The following is a 12,668-nucleotide window of genomic DNA, read 5'->3' on the forward strand; positions in this document are numbered from 1 at the left end:
ACGACATATTATCCATTCAATTTAATAGCTAGATTTAAATGAGTCAATGTAACTTACAGTAAGTCATGCTTATATTTTGGGTTGTAATGATAAAGCGCTCGGTTACTAACGAAATAGTCAGTTGTGGGTAAAGTAGGGCTGTTCTTGTTATTTTCTTTTAGCGAAAAAAAACCTCGCGATTGCGAGGTTTCTTATAGATGGTGCCGACTGCCGGAGTCGAACTGCGTCGAGGCTTAGCTACTGATTCATCAGTAGGCCAGTTCTTGTTATTTTCTTTAGACGAAAAAAAACCTCGCGATTGCGAGGTTTCTTATAGATGGTGCCGACTGCCGGAGTCGAACTGCGTCGAGGCTTAGCTACTGATTAATCAGTAGGCCAGTTCTTGTTATTTTCTTTAGACGAAAAAAAACCTCGCGATTGCGAGGTTTCTTATAGATGGTGCCGACTGCCGGAGTCGAACTGCGTCGAGGCTTAGCTACTGATTAATCAGTAGGCCAGTTCTTGTTATTTTCTTTAGACGAAAAAAAACCTCGCGATTGCGAGGTTTCTTATAGATGGTGCCGACTGCCGGAGTCGAACTGGCGACCTACTGATTACAAGTCAGTTGCTCTACCAACTGAGCTAAGTCGGCACACGAAACTGTGTGCGATAAATACATTCTTTTGATCTATTTACCTTGGCTCCAAGTTATTGTTATCTACGTTAGATTAACCATAACTTAAAAAGATGGTGCCCAGAGGCGGAATCGAACCACCGACACGGGGATTTTCAATCCCCTGCTCTACCGACTGAGCTATCTGGGCAACGTGCGAGTGATTAACCTTGAACCACTTACTACTTTTACAACATCTACACAGGGTAGGGGAGTTGTCTAAAAAGCCTCGCTATTACGAGGCTATTTGATAAATGGTGCCGACTGCCGGAGTCGAACTGGCGACCTACTGATTACAAGTCAGTTGCTCTACCAACTGAGCTAAGTCGGCACACGAAACTGTGTGCGATAAATATATTCTTTTGAACTATTTACCTTGGCACCAAGTTACCGTTATCTAATCTAGATAAACCATAACTTTAAATAATGGTGCCCAGAGGCGGAATCGAACCACCGACACGGGGATTTTCAATCCCCTGCTCTACCGACTGAGCTATCTGGGCAAACTTCGGTTTTAACATTGAACTTCCGTTAGGATTTTCAATACATTTCCTAAGGCTCTACCGAATGAACGATTTAGAAAACTTAGGTTTTACCGTTGAAATTCCTCTTGAGGATTTTCAATACATTTCCTATAGGTTCTATCAAATGAACTGTCTAGGTAACTTCGGTATGACTAAAGAACTCGATTTGAATCGTTGTCCTGAAGACGGGGCGTATTAAACTGTTTTTCCTTGAAGGCGTCAACAGTTTTTTATAAAAAAAGTATCGTTTGTCGCTTTTTTCTACGCTTTGTTTGTTTGCTCGGCATAATTAGCGGTTTTTATCGTTAATTGCCTACAAACAAAATAGCTCAAGTGAGTTATTTTGCTTGTGGAGTGTAACCTTCAATTTTAGGTTCAATGCCGTTGAATAGATAATCAACCATAGTTTTTTCTAAAATAGCGCGATCATCTGGGTTCATCATGTTCATTTTATGTTCGTTAATTAACATGGTTTGTTTCTTTTGCCAGTCTGTCCATGCTTCTTGGCTGATGTTGTCAAAAATACGTTTACCTACTTCACCAGGGTAAAGTTGAAACGCTAAGCCTGGTGCATCTTTTTGTAACTTTTGGCAGAAAACTGTTCTACTCATGAATTGTTCACTCACGTTGTATATTTCAAACGGGGGCGATTATAACCTGAATTAACTTGCAATTCTTGGCTTTTTTGTTGCTCGCCCGGTTGGTTAGTTTTGAAGGTTTTATAGTGCAGCAATAAAAATAGTTAGAGTATCGCCAACATCTAAATGATTTTTCGAAATACCGTTCCACTGCTTAAGTTTATTGACCGTTACATTAAAATGACGAGCAATACGCCATAAGCTGTCGCCAGATTTCACCCTATATTCTATTTGCTTATCTGCAAGTACAGGTAAAACTAAAGTATCTCCAGCTCTGATTTTGTTGGACTTTAACTGATTAAAGGTTTTAAGTTCAGCAATACTAATGTCATGCAATTTGGCAATTTTGCTCAAACTGTCACCGCGACGAATAGTATATTTTTGCCATTGCGTGTTTGGCATGGTAGGAGCATTAACTAAATACTGCTGCCAGCTTTCCTGTTGAGACTGCCTTAAAACTATGTGTTTTGCACCCGCTATCAGGGCAGGGTAACGTCTATAACCTGGGTTTAAAATACGTAGCTCTGTCCATTGTGTACTATCGTCTAAAATCAAATCGCCACCTCGATCAACAATATCAATGGTTGGTTTGTTGGCGATAATAGGAAAATGCATTTGTTGCTCTTTTAACAACTGAGAGGCAGCTAACAACTTAGGTACATAGTGGCGCGTTTCTCTGGGGATTTTCAAGCTAAAAAAATCTGTGGGTTTACCTTTGCGTTTATTGTAACTAATAGCTCTTGCAACTCTGCCTTCACCTGTATTGTATGCGGCGATTGCGTGATACCAATTTCCATCAAAGCGTTTGTGTAAATAGCTTAGAAAGTTTAAGGCAGCGTTTGTTGATTCAACAATATCGTGACGACCGTCATACCACGCGTTCATCTTCACGCCATAATGTTTTGCAATCAATGGTGTCAGTTGCCACAGTCCCGATGCGTGTTTATTTGAGTATGCGCGAGAATTAAAATCACTTTCGATAAGTGGCATGAGGGCTAGTTCTATTGGCAAGCCACGGCGCTCTACTTCATTCACTATATAGTACAAGAATGGCTCTGCACGTTTTGTAATGAGCTCCATATAATTAGGGTGTTTAAGATACCAGTTAATACGATCTTGTACTGATTTTTCTTCAGAGTGAGTAAAGCCAAGCTGTATACGAATTCGCTGCCAAACATCGTCTACTTCTGTCGGTGAAAGTTCTAATGTTTCGATCGGCTTTTCATCATTAGCAGTTGATTTGGGTACATCTACTTCAAACGCTGGCGGTGTGTGGGGATCCGACGTGTCAGCGGTTTCTATGTCACTTGATGTAGTAGCACAACCAGTAATATTGAGAATTAAAAGTGAAAAAAAGATAAAAAGAATTACGCGCATTTTTAATAGAACCACTCTAATGCTGGCTTGCTGAATAGACGCCGCAGTCTAAAGCCTATCCGCATTAAAGTAAATCCACCTAACTTTTGACCATAGCACCCGATCTAATCTGCAATCGATAAAGTATTTTAATATTAATGTATTACCCTATCTGTGGTGAGCAATTGGGCGGGTTAATAAATTCATAAGGATGTGCATTTAATGTGTCATCAACCTTATATTTAATTCGTAACTGTTTTATCTGAGAAGAGAGCTGCATCATAGCTTGCTGATATTTTGAAATAACAGATTCTGGTACATTCCGATTAAAAGCAAAATAATCGCCAACAGACGCTAGCTTACATACCACTTTGTATTGGTTTATTTTATCTGGTTGTTGTTTAAAGATATCGCGTAATCCACTGGCCGATATCGCTAAAATATCAATCCTTTTGCTTGCTAACATTTGTTCTGCTTGTTGCATGTTGGCACTTTCAACAAGGTTTTTAACTCCCAATTGTAATAATAACTCTTCGGTTATATCGTCTCGAATAAGTGCAAAACTTGCAGACTTTAAAGCATTATTATCTAGTTTGTTGTTATTACTAACCAATAAATAATGTGCAGTGAAAATAGGTCCGACCCACTTAAACTGTTTTTCTCGTTTAGTGGAACGTGACATAGCAAATAAAACCGTGTGTCGATCCCTTTGTACTTGTACATAACCTCTAGCCCAAGGTACAACCCAAATAGGTGGTTCAGTTATATTTAGTTGTTGCCACACTAATCTCAATGTTTCAACGGAAAGCCCAGTTAATTGATCATCTTTTATATAGGCTGAAGGAGGGTAAATTTCTGTGTAAAAATCTAATGGGTATGAATTAGTTTGTGTATCAGCTTTCACATAACCCGTGCCGAAAAACACAACGGATAAAAGTAACCCTGCTAATTTCTTCCAACGGCTAGCTGCTAACATATAGATTTTTATTGTTTTTTTAGATTAAAAATCACTCTACTGATAAACGTTTAACTGGTCAACCTCAGGGGTGGCTGAATATTGATCTATGTCAATGCTAATCAAGGCTGGCGGTCTCAAATTGGTTTTTAAGTGTCGTTAAAATGTAAACAAAAAGTAACTTTATTGTTTGCGTTTTGTACTTTGTGGTTAAAAAACATCCTTTTCATTTGTTTTTTGCTGTGCTAGGTTTACTAAATGTTTCGTATTTAATGTTTGTTTACAAATAGCAATTAAAAGATTTGAAACTCTGTAGAAGTAGGCAAATAACATGGCTGTGTGATGAGCAACTTAATTTTACTCATATTAAATTGCCTGAATCGGCTGATGTTCGTTATATCTACCTCTACTTTGATGAACCAGTAGAAGGTGATGACAATAGCTTGTACGCCTACATTCGGTATGCAGAAAGTCAGAAGCATTTGGAAAAAGGTCGTATTAGGCGCATATTGGCATCAGACCTATTAAAGCAGAAAAAAAATATTCCAGGGTATTTGATTCAAATTCCAATTACAGGACTGAAACCTCAGAAATTTTAACGGAGATTGGATCTCCAAGTTTAACCTAGCGGTAGATTAAAAGAATAAGGATATACATTGTTAACCATTCCTGAAAAAGCACAACTTGACAGTAATAAACGCTGGTTAATCGGTTTAGTGATTGGCCTGGTGGTTACTGTTTTTTTAGTGTTTATGATTAAAAAGTTTTTGTTCACTAACAAGGCTTACGACATTAGCTATAGTCAAGCAGAGCAGGGGAGTGTTGTTCAACAAATTGGTGCTTTTGGCCGCTTAAAGCCTAGGGTTTCAAATAGTTTAGTGGCAGAGGTTAATGGCCATGTTAGTGAACTAAATGTTTTCCCCGGCACATACTTAAATGAAAATACTCTGGTATTAACGTTAAGTAACCCTCAATTGATGCGCCAATATCATATCGCAGAGCTTAATTGGCAAAAAGCACAAGCTGAACATGCCTTGGCTTTGGCTCGCTTAGAGCGTGAAGCAACACAATTGGCAAATGACGTAGCTATGGTCAATAGCGAGCTTAAATTTGCTGAGCAGGAAATTACCACGTTAAGTACGTTGCACCAATCGCAGTTATTAAGTGATTTAGACTTTCTCAAAGCAAAAACACGCCTAGAACAAACACGTTTAAAACTTGATTTAAATAAACGCAGTGAACAAGCGTTTTTAAGTGCGCTTGCTTCTGAGAAAAAAGCGTTAAATTTAAGTTTAGAAGCTGAAAAACTGCAATTGGCGTTAGTAAAAGCTGACGTTGAAAACTTACAAGTTGTTGCGAAACAAGCGGGAATTTTAACCGAACTTCATGAAGGGCTTGAAGTTGGGCAGGCTATTACTGAAGGAATGGTTTTAGCAAAACTGTCAAACAAAGAAAGTTTATTTGCTGAATTACTGGTGCCGGCCAGTAATGCTGATTTGATAGAAGCCGGCATGCCTGTTGATATCGCAATAAAAAATAACACCTACCGCGCACAGGTGGTACGTATTCACCCTAATGTTGAAGCAAACCAAATAAAAATTGAAGCAAGTTTTATTGAGCAAGTACCAAGCAGTGCGGTTAGTAACTTGTCGGTATCGGCTAAAGTGTTGATCGCAGAAAAAAGCAATACGCTTCGCATTGCTAAACCTGTGTACTTTGTCCCGAATCAAAAGGTGCAGTCGTTGTTTGTTTATCAGGATCAAAACATCATCAAGAAAACGGTCACTATTGGTTTACAAGGCGATAAGTATATTGAGGTAATTGATGGATTAAGCCTTGGTGAGCAGGTGTTAAATTCGTCACCTCAGGGATAAGAAAAATAAAATAATAACAAGTAAAGGAGATTACATGTGAATACCTTAATTGCATTACAACAGGTTGATAAATCTTTTCAACAAGCGGCTAACGACAGCCCAGTGTTACAAGATATTGAATTAACCATTCACGATGGTGAGTCTATCGCGATTGTTGGCCCTTCTGGCAGTGGTAAGTCAACGTTATTGTCAATTATTGGTTTATTGGATGAACCAAGCAGTGGAACTTATTTATTGCGGACACAGGATGTGACCCAACTAACAAGGCAACAAAAAAGTTCGGTACGAAATGAACATATTGGCTGGATATTTCAAAACTTTAATTTAATTGCCAGTATGACCGTACTTGAAAACGTAGTGCAGCCAATGCGATTTAACCCGTCTGTTGCCAGCAGTGATTATGTAGCGCGCGCTGAACAGGCGTTGGCTCAAGTGGGGTTAAGTGATAAAAAAAATAGCACACCAGATCAACTCTCTGGTGGACAACAGCAACGTGTTGCCATTGCCCGAGCGTTAGTGAATAAACCGTCACTTATTTTGGCGGATGAACCAACGGGTAACTTAGACCAAAAAACAGGTGAAGAGATTATGGCTTTGCTGCACAGTTTATGTCAGCAGGGCAGTACTTTGGTGGTTGTAACTCACGATGAAAAAGTAGCGGCAAGTTGTCAGCGCCGAATTGAAATATTAGATGGGCGCATTGTCAATGATCACTAACAATACCTTATTTTCGCTACAAGTAGAGTGGCGACGCTGGCATGGCCAATATGTAAAGTTGTTTTTACTGTTAATGGGCTTTGCCATTAGTGCGGCACTACTGACCATGGCAGTGCGCCTTGGCAGCATGCTTTTTTATGAAAATCCTAACTGGACCAATACTGATAAGCCACTTTATACCATTGGTCGATTACATGAAGACATGCAACTACAAACTGTTAGTCGACAAACGCTGGAGCAGTTAAAAACCTTGCCTATGGTTGACGATGTTTCTTGGTTGTCGTTTAAAACGTTTTCCTTCACATTTGAAAATCAACCAATAAATAACCTAAATGCCATGGTATTTTCTGATAACTTACAGCAACATTTAGGCATAACGCTTGGCCCAGAGCAAAATCGATTAGGTATTTGGTTAACTGATCGTTATTGGCGAATGGCATTTAATGCAGATGCCGGCATTGTTGGTAAAGTAATGAGCTATAAGCGCATTGCTGAAGGACTTCCTATTTTAGGTGTGCTTGATCAAAAGTTTGATCAAGTGGGTACTAAGCCGTTAGATTTTTGGATTTCTAAAGATATTTTGCCCTATAACACGCCTTTTGGTGGTGGAGCTATGGCAGAAAAATTTTTATTAGCGGCCCCTTTGTATTACGGGATATTTTCATCAAGTCAGCGCTTTAATATTAGCGACGCTACTAAACAACTAGAAAGCCTCGATTTGACAGTAAAGGGCATGAATTTTGGTCAAATATCGACACCATTAACCATGTTTTCGGGGGTGGTTTTAGATCCAAAAGCACAACACAACATGACCCTGCTATGGGGCTTGTTAATTGGCCTTATTATCACGCTGTTTGTCATTTTAACTTTCACTTTATTTGCCATTTCAACTAGTCGCACTATTTTGTTTGCCAATGAATATAATACTTTGCGGCTACTTGGCGCTGAAAGTGGTCACTTACTTAGTTCCTCGGTATTGTTTTCAATAGTAAAGCTCGTTGTGATTGCTTTGTTAACTTGGCTTTGCATTTATTTTATAAGCAGCATGTTAGAGGCCTGCCAGGGGTATCAACAACGCTTTCCTGCCACTGAGTTTGCTATCGAAGCTAAAAACTTAATTGGCGCCTTATTGGCGGTATCGTTTACTGTCATATTATGTGCATTAATCCCTATGACAAACTTATTAAAGCGCAGTACCTTTACGCGTATGACTAATCAAAGTAAGTCCTTTGTGCAAAAAATAATGAGTGACAGCACGTTAGCGCTTCAGCTTTGTGCATCATTGGTGGCGATTTATGTGCTGGCATTTATTGGAGTTAAACAGTGGCAACAATATTATGAAAGTGAGGTCGATTTAACGGTATCGCAACTTGAGGTCTTTACGGGGAATTACCCTATTGCATGGCAACAAGTTTTAGAAAAAATAAAGCAACAAGATAGCTCTGCTGTAATTGTTTCTAGGCCATTTGACAGCCCATTCAGGGTGAACTTGGAAGATGAACGTATACCAGATGGCGCAATGGTCGACAGTATCAATGCCAGCAGTAACTACTTTTCACTACTGAAAACTAAAGTGGTTGGCCAAATACCTGACAATTGGCAAAGTGGTGTAGTGATCAACCAAAGTTTAGCCAAACGTTTGCAGCCCAATGGTGATATAAATGCGTTAATTGGCACATCGATTAGCCATGGTTTGCCTGCTAAGCAACACACCATTATTGCTATTGCTCAAGATTTACCACATCTAGGGCGAACCAATGCGGTAGTGCCAGCAATGTATTTTTCACTTAATGAGTATGAAAAAGAGACATTAAACAACTTTGCAGTATTAACCTCTGAGATCAATTACCTTGAAAAAAATAGCGATTTTGTCACTTGGCTAAAAACACAATCCCCCGAATTTAAAGCCAGTGAAACACAAACGCTTGAGCAGGTTTTGGCAACCGCAGAGCAACAATCAACCGATCTGCTTTTGGCTGCACTGATTGTTACTATAGTGATAGTACTTGGCGTTTTTTCTGGGCTTTGGTATCAAATGTTGTCGCAACTTAGAGTGGATAAACAGAATATCAGTGTGTTGGTCGCAATTGGCGCGCCAGACAGTTTTGTCTTTTTATCGCGCTTTAAAAAAATACTGATTATTTTTGTTGCGGCACTAATTGTTTGTTTATTGGCTACAGTGTTGTTTGAACCGGCAAATAAAACCTTGAGTGATATCGACCCATTGGCCTTATTAGTTGCCATGGTATCTACTTTATTAGTGTGTTTAACTGCCGTGTTAATTCCAGTAAAACGATTATTAGCTCAACCTATTCAGCAAGCACTAAGAGATTTATAAGCTTGTTAATCGTTGTTATGATGCGTGCTAGTGACTCTAGTCACGCATCATTTGTCTGACGGTTTTTAATACTTTTACAGTGGGTGTTGCTAAACCAATTTCATTGGTTTGATGCATGTTATACCAAGCGCAATCGTCTATTTCATTTATTTGGTTGTTCTTGTTAAAGCTACATTCAACGACAATTGGCGTAATATCTAAGTGATAATGGCTAAAGGTATGTCTAAACGTTGAAAGCTCAGTTTTATGCTCTAGGGTTAGCGCGTGTTTGGCTAACAATGCATCCAATTTACTTTCATTCTCAGCTTCTATAAAACACCATAAACCGCCCCAAATGCCTGATGGCGGGCGCTTTTCCAACAGTATTTGTTCATCAACACGAATAACAAAAAAGTGTGTTTGTTTTTCTGGGATGGTCTTTTTCGGCTTTTTCTGTGGAAAATTTGCTTGTTCACCACTAGCGTTAGCAAAACATGATTTGGTCACCGGACATAAATCACAACTTGGTGAAGAGCGGGTACAAATAGTGGCACCAATATCCATCATCGCTTGGTTAAAAGCTTCAACGTAGTTTTTAGGTGTTAACTGCTCTGCAATTGGCCACAGTGTTTTTTCATAAGCTGCTTGGCCATTATGGCCTTGCACCATATAGTGTCTTGAAAGTACACGTTTTACGTTGCCGTCTAAAATCGGATGATGCAGTTTGAGCGATAAACTTAATATTGCACCAGCAGTAGAGCGGCCAATACCAGGCAGAGCAATCACTTGTTCTATGTTTGTTGGAAACTCGCCTGCATATTGATCGCGAATAATTTGTGCGGCTTTATGTAAATTACGAGCTCTGGCGTAATAACCAAGACCGGTCCAGTGGTGTAGTACCACGTCTTGTTCAGCGTTGGCTAAATCAACAATCGTCGGGAAGCTTTGCATAAAGCGTTGGTAATAGGGAATAACTGTTGCCACTTGCGTTTGTTGCAACATGATTTCTGAGATCCAAACGCGATAAGGAGTTTTATTTTGCTGCCACGGTAAATGTTTTCTACCTTTTTGCTGATACCAGCTTACAACATCATCACTAAATTGTTGTGCAGACTTGGGTGAAATTGTGATTTCTTGTTTCATAGGCGGCAAGTGTATGTGGAAGCTAAGCGACATACAATAGTTAGTGTTGATTGATTTAAGTCATGGCAATTATGATGAATACCTTCTATAGTTGCGCAAAGATTTTTCAGGAGTTTACAGATGAAATTTGAAGCTAAAAACCGCAGCCGTCGTCTAAGAAAAAAACTACGTGTAGATGAGTTTCAAGAGTTTGGTTTTGACGTTGCTTGGCAATTACCAAAAGACACTACCTCTGAGCAAATTGATGCTTTTGTAGATAAATTTTTTGCTGAGTGCATTCAGCCAAACAAGCTGGGTTTTGGTGGTGAAGGCGATACCATATGGCACGGTTTAGTTTGTACTGAAAAATTAGGCTCTTGTACTGATGAACACCGGATTGCCGTTGAATCTTGGTTAAAAGATAACGGTGCAACTGCAGTAGATGTTAGCCCTCTTTATGATGTTTGGTGGGCAGAGTAGTCTCTATTCTGTGCAGTATTAAAAGTGATATTTGATTAGCCAGTTGATATTTCGCTCATCAACTTGGCTAATGCCGTATTTATTGTTCCAATGAACATACTCAATACCGATATATAGCCTAGTACTTAGGCCAAAAGCTGGCCCTAGGTTATATTTTAATTGCGAGGTAAAGTTCATGCTAGTGGCAGCGTCATCAGTTGCTGGCACATAATCAATAAATCCATCGTAAAGCCAATCATTTAATGGGTAAGCCCAAGCCAAAGTAACTTGTGAACCATTATCTTTTTTGTCGTTATTTCTGTAATAAAAATTAGCTTTAAAGAATTTAAATCCCGGAATTTTGATATCTGTGCCTAAGCCAAGTAAATAGTGGGTAAAGTTATCACCAGCTTCGACCGTTGATGCAAGATAAAGATTGTTAAACTTTGACAGTGATTGCTCGGTTATTTTTATTCTAGGTGACCATTCGGTATAAGTTGTTTTATCACCATTAGCAAAATGTGCTCTATCGACAAATAAAAAACTGTCTCCCCAGCTATGACCTGACGCAAGTTCAAAGGTCGCTAATGTGCGATTGTTGTCACCTATTTCATATTGGTTGCTACCAAGTAAACTCAAGCTAAAGTCACTCCACAATGTTTCTGCAAGGGCACTTATTGGAAAGAGTGTAAGCCAAAGGCAAAGGAAAGTTTTTGTCATAGATCGTCCTGCATTATGCAAAAATAAACATCACGTTTTACAATTAATCTTTACTTATAAGTAATAGTCAGTTTTTCCTTATTTGCTAATTCAGACAATTTGTTTGAGTTTCGGCCAGTAAAAAAGGATAATACGCGCCCTAAAATTTTCACGCTAATACGGTAATAAAGAACATCGCCATGACTGAACAAACGCATAAAACCATTGAGCAAGCGCAAGAAGAAGGCAAATACATTCGTAAAGTACGCAGTTTTGTTAAGCGTGAAGGTCGTTTAACAAAAGGTCAGGCACGTGCTCTTGAATTGTATTGGCAAGAAATGGGCTTAAACCATGAAAACGGAATGGTTAACTTTTCCGAGCTATTTGGTAACGACAACCCTGTAGTATTAGAGATTGGCTTTGGTATGGGTAAATCGTTAGTTGAAATGGCAAAAAATGCACCAGAGTTAAACTTTGTTGGTATTGAAGTTCATCGTCCAGGTGTTGGTGCTTGTGTGGCATTAGCAAAAGAAGAAGGTGTAGATAACCTCAAAGTGTATGAACATGATGCTATTGAAATTTTAGCTGACTGTATTCCAGATGGTTCATTGTCAACGGTGCAATTGTTCTTCCCTGATCCGTGGCACAAAAAGAAACACCACAAGCGCCGTATTGTGCAACCTGAGTTTGTTGAAACTATCCGCCAAAAACTAAAAGTAGGTGGTGTATTTCACATGGCAACTGATTGGGAAAACTACGCGGAATGCATGTTAGATGATATGCAATCGTCCCCTGGGTACAAAAATTTATCTGAAACCAATGATTATGTGCCGCGCCCAGACAATCGCCCACTAACTAAGTTTGAGCAACGTGGCCACCGTTTAGGTCATGGTGTTTGGGATTTACAATTTAGCAAAGAATAACGCTAATCCCATGTCACAAAAAATCCGCTATTAAGCGGATTTTTTGTTTTCATCACTGTGTTGTTCAAAATGATGCAGTTTATCTTGTTCAACATGAAATAAATGTTGGCAAAATCGAAATTTTCCTTGTGCCTTTAATGCTTCGATATCAAGTATTTCGTGCTCTAACGCGTATTGTAAAATTCGTACCTTGTACTGTGCCCAATAATACTTGGTTGCATCAATATGTGCTGGTGTATTGGGAAAGGTTTCGCAGCGCGTCTCAACCAATGTGTCGTGTACATGAATGAAAACTAAAGGTTTAATCTCTTGCTCTAAGTACTGCTTAAATTGTGTAAACTGTTTTGCTCGCCAAAGCTGCCATGCAATAAAAGCCAATACCAACAAGGCGGCGATAATCAAAAATTCCAATGCCAACTCCACTACTTCAGC

13 protein-coding genes and 4 tRNA genes are annotated in these 12,668 nt (G+C 39.2%); 7 read left to right on the plus strand and 10 right to left on the minus strand.

Features of this window, described 5'->3' with window-relative positions; genetic code table 11:
* Nucleotides 1-555: 555 nt before the first annotated feature.
* The 4 genes from IE199_RS05215 to IE199_RS05230 all read right to left on the minus strand — a co-directional run bounded on the left by IE199_RS05215 (nt 556) and on the right by IE199_RS05230 (nt 1,155).
* Nucleotides 556-631, minus strand: a tRNA-Thr gene (locus IE199_RS05215).
* 96 nt (nt 632-727) lie between these two features.
* Nucleotides 728-803 (minus strand) — tRNA-Phe (locus tag IE199_RS05220).
* Nucleotides 804-907: 104 nt separating this feature from the next.
* Nucleotides 908-983 (minus strand) — tRNA-Thr (locus tag IE199_RS05225).
* Nucleotides 984-1,079: 96 nt separating this feature from the next.
* Nucleotides 1,080-1,155: transfer RNA gene (locus IE199_RS05230), tRNA-Phe, on the minus strand.
* Between the two features lie 64 nt (nt 1,156-1,219).
* On the opposite strand from IE199_RS05230, the gene IE199_RS05235 reads away from it, so the two are divergent.
* Entirely contained in the window at nt 1,220-1,375 is a 156-nt protein-coding gene (locus IE199_RS05235) for a hypothetical protein (protein WP_189767986.1), read from the plus strand.
* A 139-nt stretch (nt 1,376-1,514) separates the two neighbouring features.
* Here the strand turns inward: IE199_RS05235 and IE199_RS05240 are convergent, their stop codons facing one another.
* From IE199_RS05240 to IE199_RS05250, 3 genes are all read right to left on the minus strand, one after another.
* A complete protein-coding gene (locus IE199_RS05240) occupies nt 1,515-1,787 on the minus strand; it encodes an oxidative damage protection protein (protein ID WP_189767988.1) in 273 nt (90 codons plus the stop codon).
* Nucleotides 1,788-1,895: 108 nt separating this feature from the next.
* A complete protein-coding gene (locus IE199_RS05245; protein WP_189767990.1) occupies nt 1,896-3,191 on the minus strand; it encodes a LysM peptidoglycan-binding domain-containing protein in 1,296 nt (431 codons plus the stop codon).
* A 142-nt stretch (nt 3,192-3,333) separates the two neighbouring features.
* The gene (locus IE199_RS05250) at nt 3,334-4,146 is read right to left on the minus strand and encodes a substrate-binding periplasmic protein (protein ID WP_189767992.1); all 813 of its coding nucleotides are present in this window, start codon (nt 4,144-4,146) and stop codon (nt 3,334-3,336) included.
* 281 nt (nt 4,147-4,427) lie between these two features.
* Between IE199_RS05250 and IE199_RS05255 the strand changes: the two genes are divergently transcribed.
* Genes IE199_RS05255 through IE199_RS05270 form a run of 4 tightly spaced genes read left to right on the plus strand, consistent with a single transcriptional unit; the run spans nt 4,428 to nt 9,054 of the window.
* Nucleotides 4,428-4,724, plus strand: a complete 297-nt coding sequence (locus IE199_RS05255) for a hypothetical protein (protein ID WP_189767994.1) — start codon at nt 4,428-4,430, stop codon at nt 4,722-4,724.
* 57 nt (nt 4,725-4,781) lie between these two features.
* On the plus strand, nt 4,782-5,999 hold the full coding sequence (locus IE199_RS05260) for an efflux RND transporter periplasmic adaptor subunit (RefSeq protein ID WP_189767996.1): 1,218 nt from the start codon (nt 4,782-4,784) through the stop codon (nt 5,997-5,999).
* Nucleotides 6,000-6,035: 36 nt separating this feature from the next.
* On the plus strand, nt 6,036-6,716 hold the full coding sequence (locus IE199_RS05265) for an ABC transporter ATP-binding protein (protein ID WP_189767998.1): 681 nt from the start codon (nt 6,036-6,038) through the stop codon (nt 6,714-6,716).
* Nucleotides 6,706-9,054: an FtsX-like permease family protein gene (locus IE199_RS05270; protein ID WP_189768000.1), complete on the plus strand. Its 2,349-nt coding sequence runs from the start codon at nt 6,706-6,708 to the stop codon at nt 9,052-9,054. The genes IE199_RS05265 and IE199_RS05270 overlap by 11 nt, the downstream gene beginning before the upstream one ends.
* 36 nt (nt 9,055-9,090) lie before the next feature.
* On the opposite strand, the gene mutY is transcribed toward IE199_RS05270, so the two are convergent.
* The gene (gene mutY / locus IE199_RS05275; RefSeq protein ID WP_189768002.1) at nt 9,091-10,176 is read right to left on the minus strand and encodes an A/G-specific adenine glycosylase; all 1,086 of its coding nucleotides are present in this window, start codon (nt 10,174-10,176) and stop codon (nt 9,091-9,093) included.
* A 120-nt stretch (nt 10,177-10,296) separates the two neighbouring features.
* On the opposite strand from mutY, the gene IE199_RS05280 reads away from it, so the two are divergent.
* Nucleotides 10,297-10,635: a 50S ribosome-binding protein YggL gene (locus IE199_RS05280; protein ID WP_189768004.1), complete on the plus strand. Its 339-nt coding sequence runs from the start codon at nt 10,297-10,299 to the stop codon at nt 10,633-10,635.
* A gap of 18 nt (nt 10,636-10,653) precedes the next feature.
* On the opposite strand, the gene IE199_RS05285 is transcribed toward IE199_RS05280, so the two are convergent.
* Nucleotides 10,654-11,334 carry an outer membrane protein OmpK gene (locus IE199_RS05285; RefSeq protein ID WP_189768006.1) on the minus strand — a complete coding sequence of 227 codons (681 nt, stop codon included), beginning with the start codon at nt 11,332-11,334 and terminating at the stop codon, nt 10,654-10,656.
* 179 nt (nt 11,335-11,513) lie between these two features.
* On the opposite strand from IE199_RS05285, the gene trmB reads away from it, so the two are divergent.
* Nucleotides 11,514-12,236, plus strand: a complete 723-nt coding sequence (gene trmB, locus IE199_RS05290; protein ID WP_189768008.1) for a tRNA (guanosine(46)-N7)-methyltransferase TrmB — start codon at nt 11,514-11,516, stop codon at nt 12,234-12,236.
* A 30-nt stretch (nt 12,237-12,266) separates the two neighbouring features.
* Here the strand turns inward: trmB and IE199_RS05295 are convergent, their stop codons facing one another.
* Nucleotides 12,267-12,647 carry a hypothetical protein gene (locus IE199_RS05295; RefSeq protein ID WP_189768010.1) on the minus strand — a complete coding sequence of 127 codons (381 nt, stop codon included), beginning with the start codon at nt 12,645-12,647 and terminating at the stop codon, nt 12,267-12,269.
* Nucleotides 12,648-12,668 lie beyond the last annotated feature (21 nt).

The sequence above is a fragment of the Thalassotalea marina genome (assembly GCF_014656435.1).
Taxonomy (GTDB): Bacteria; Pseudomonadota; Gammaproteobacteria; order Enterobacterales; family Alteromonadaceae; genus Thalassotalea_C; species Thalassotalea_C marina.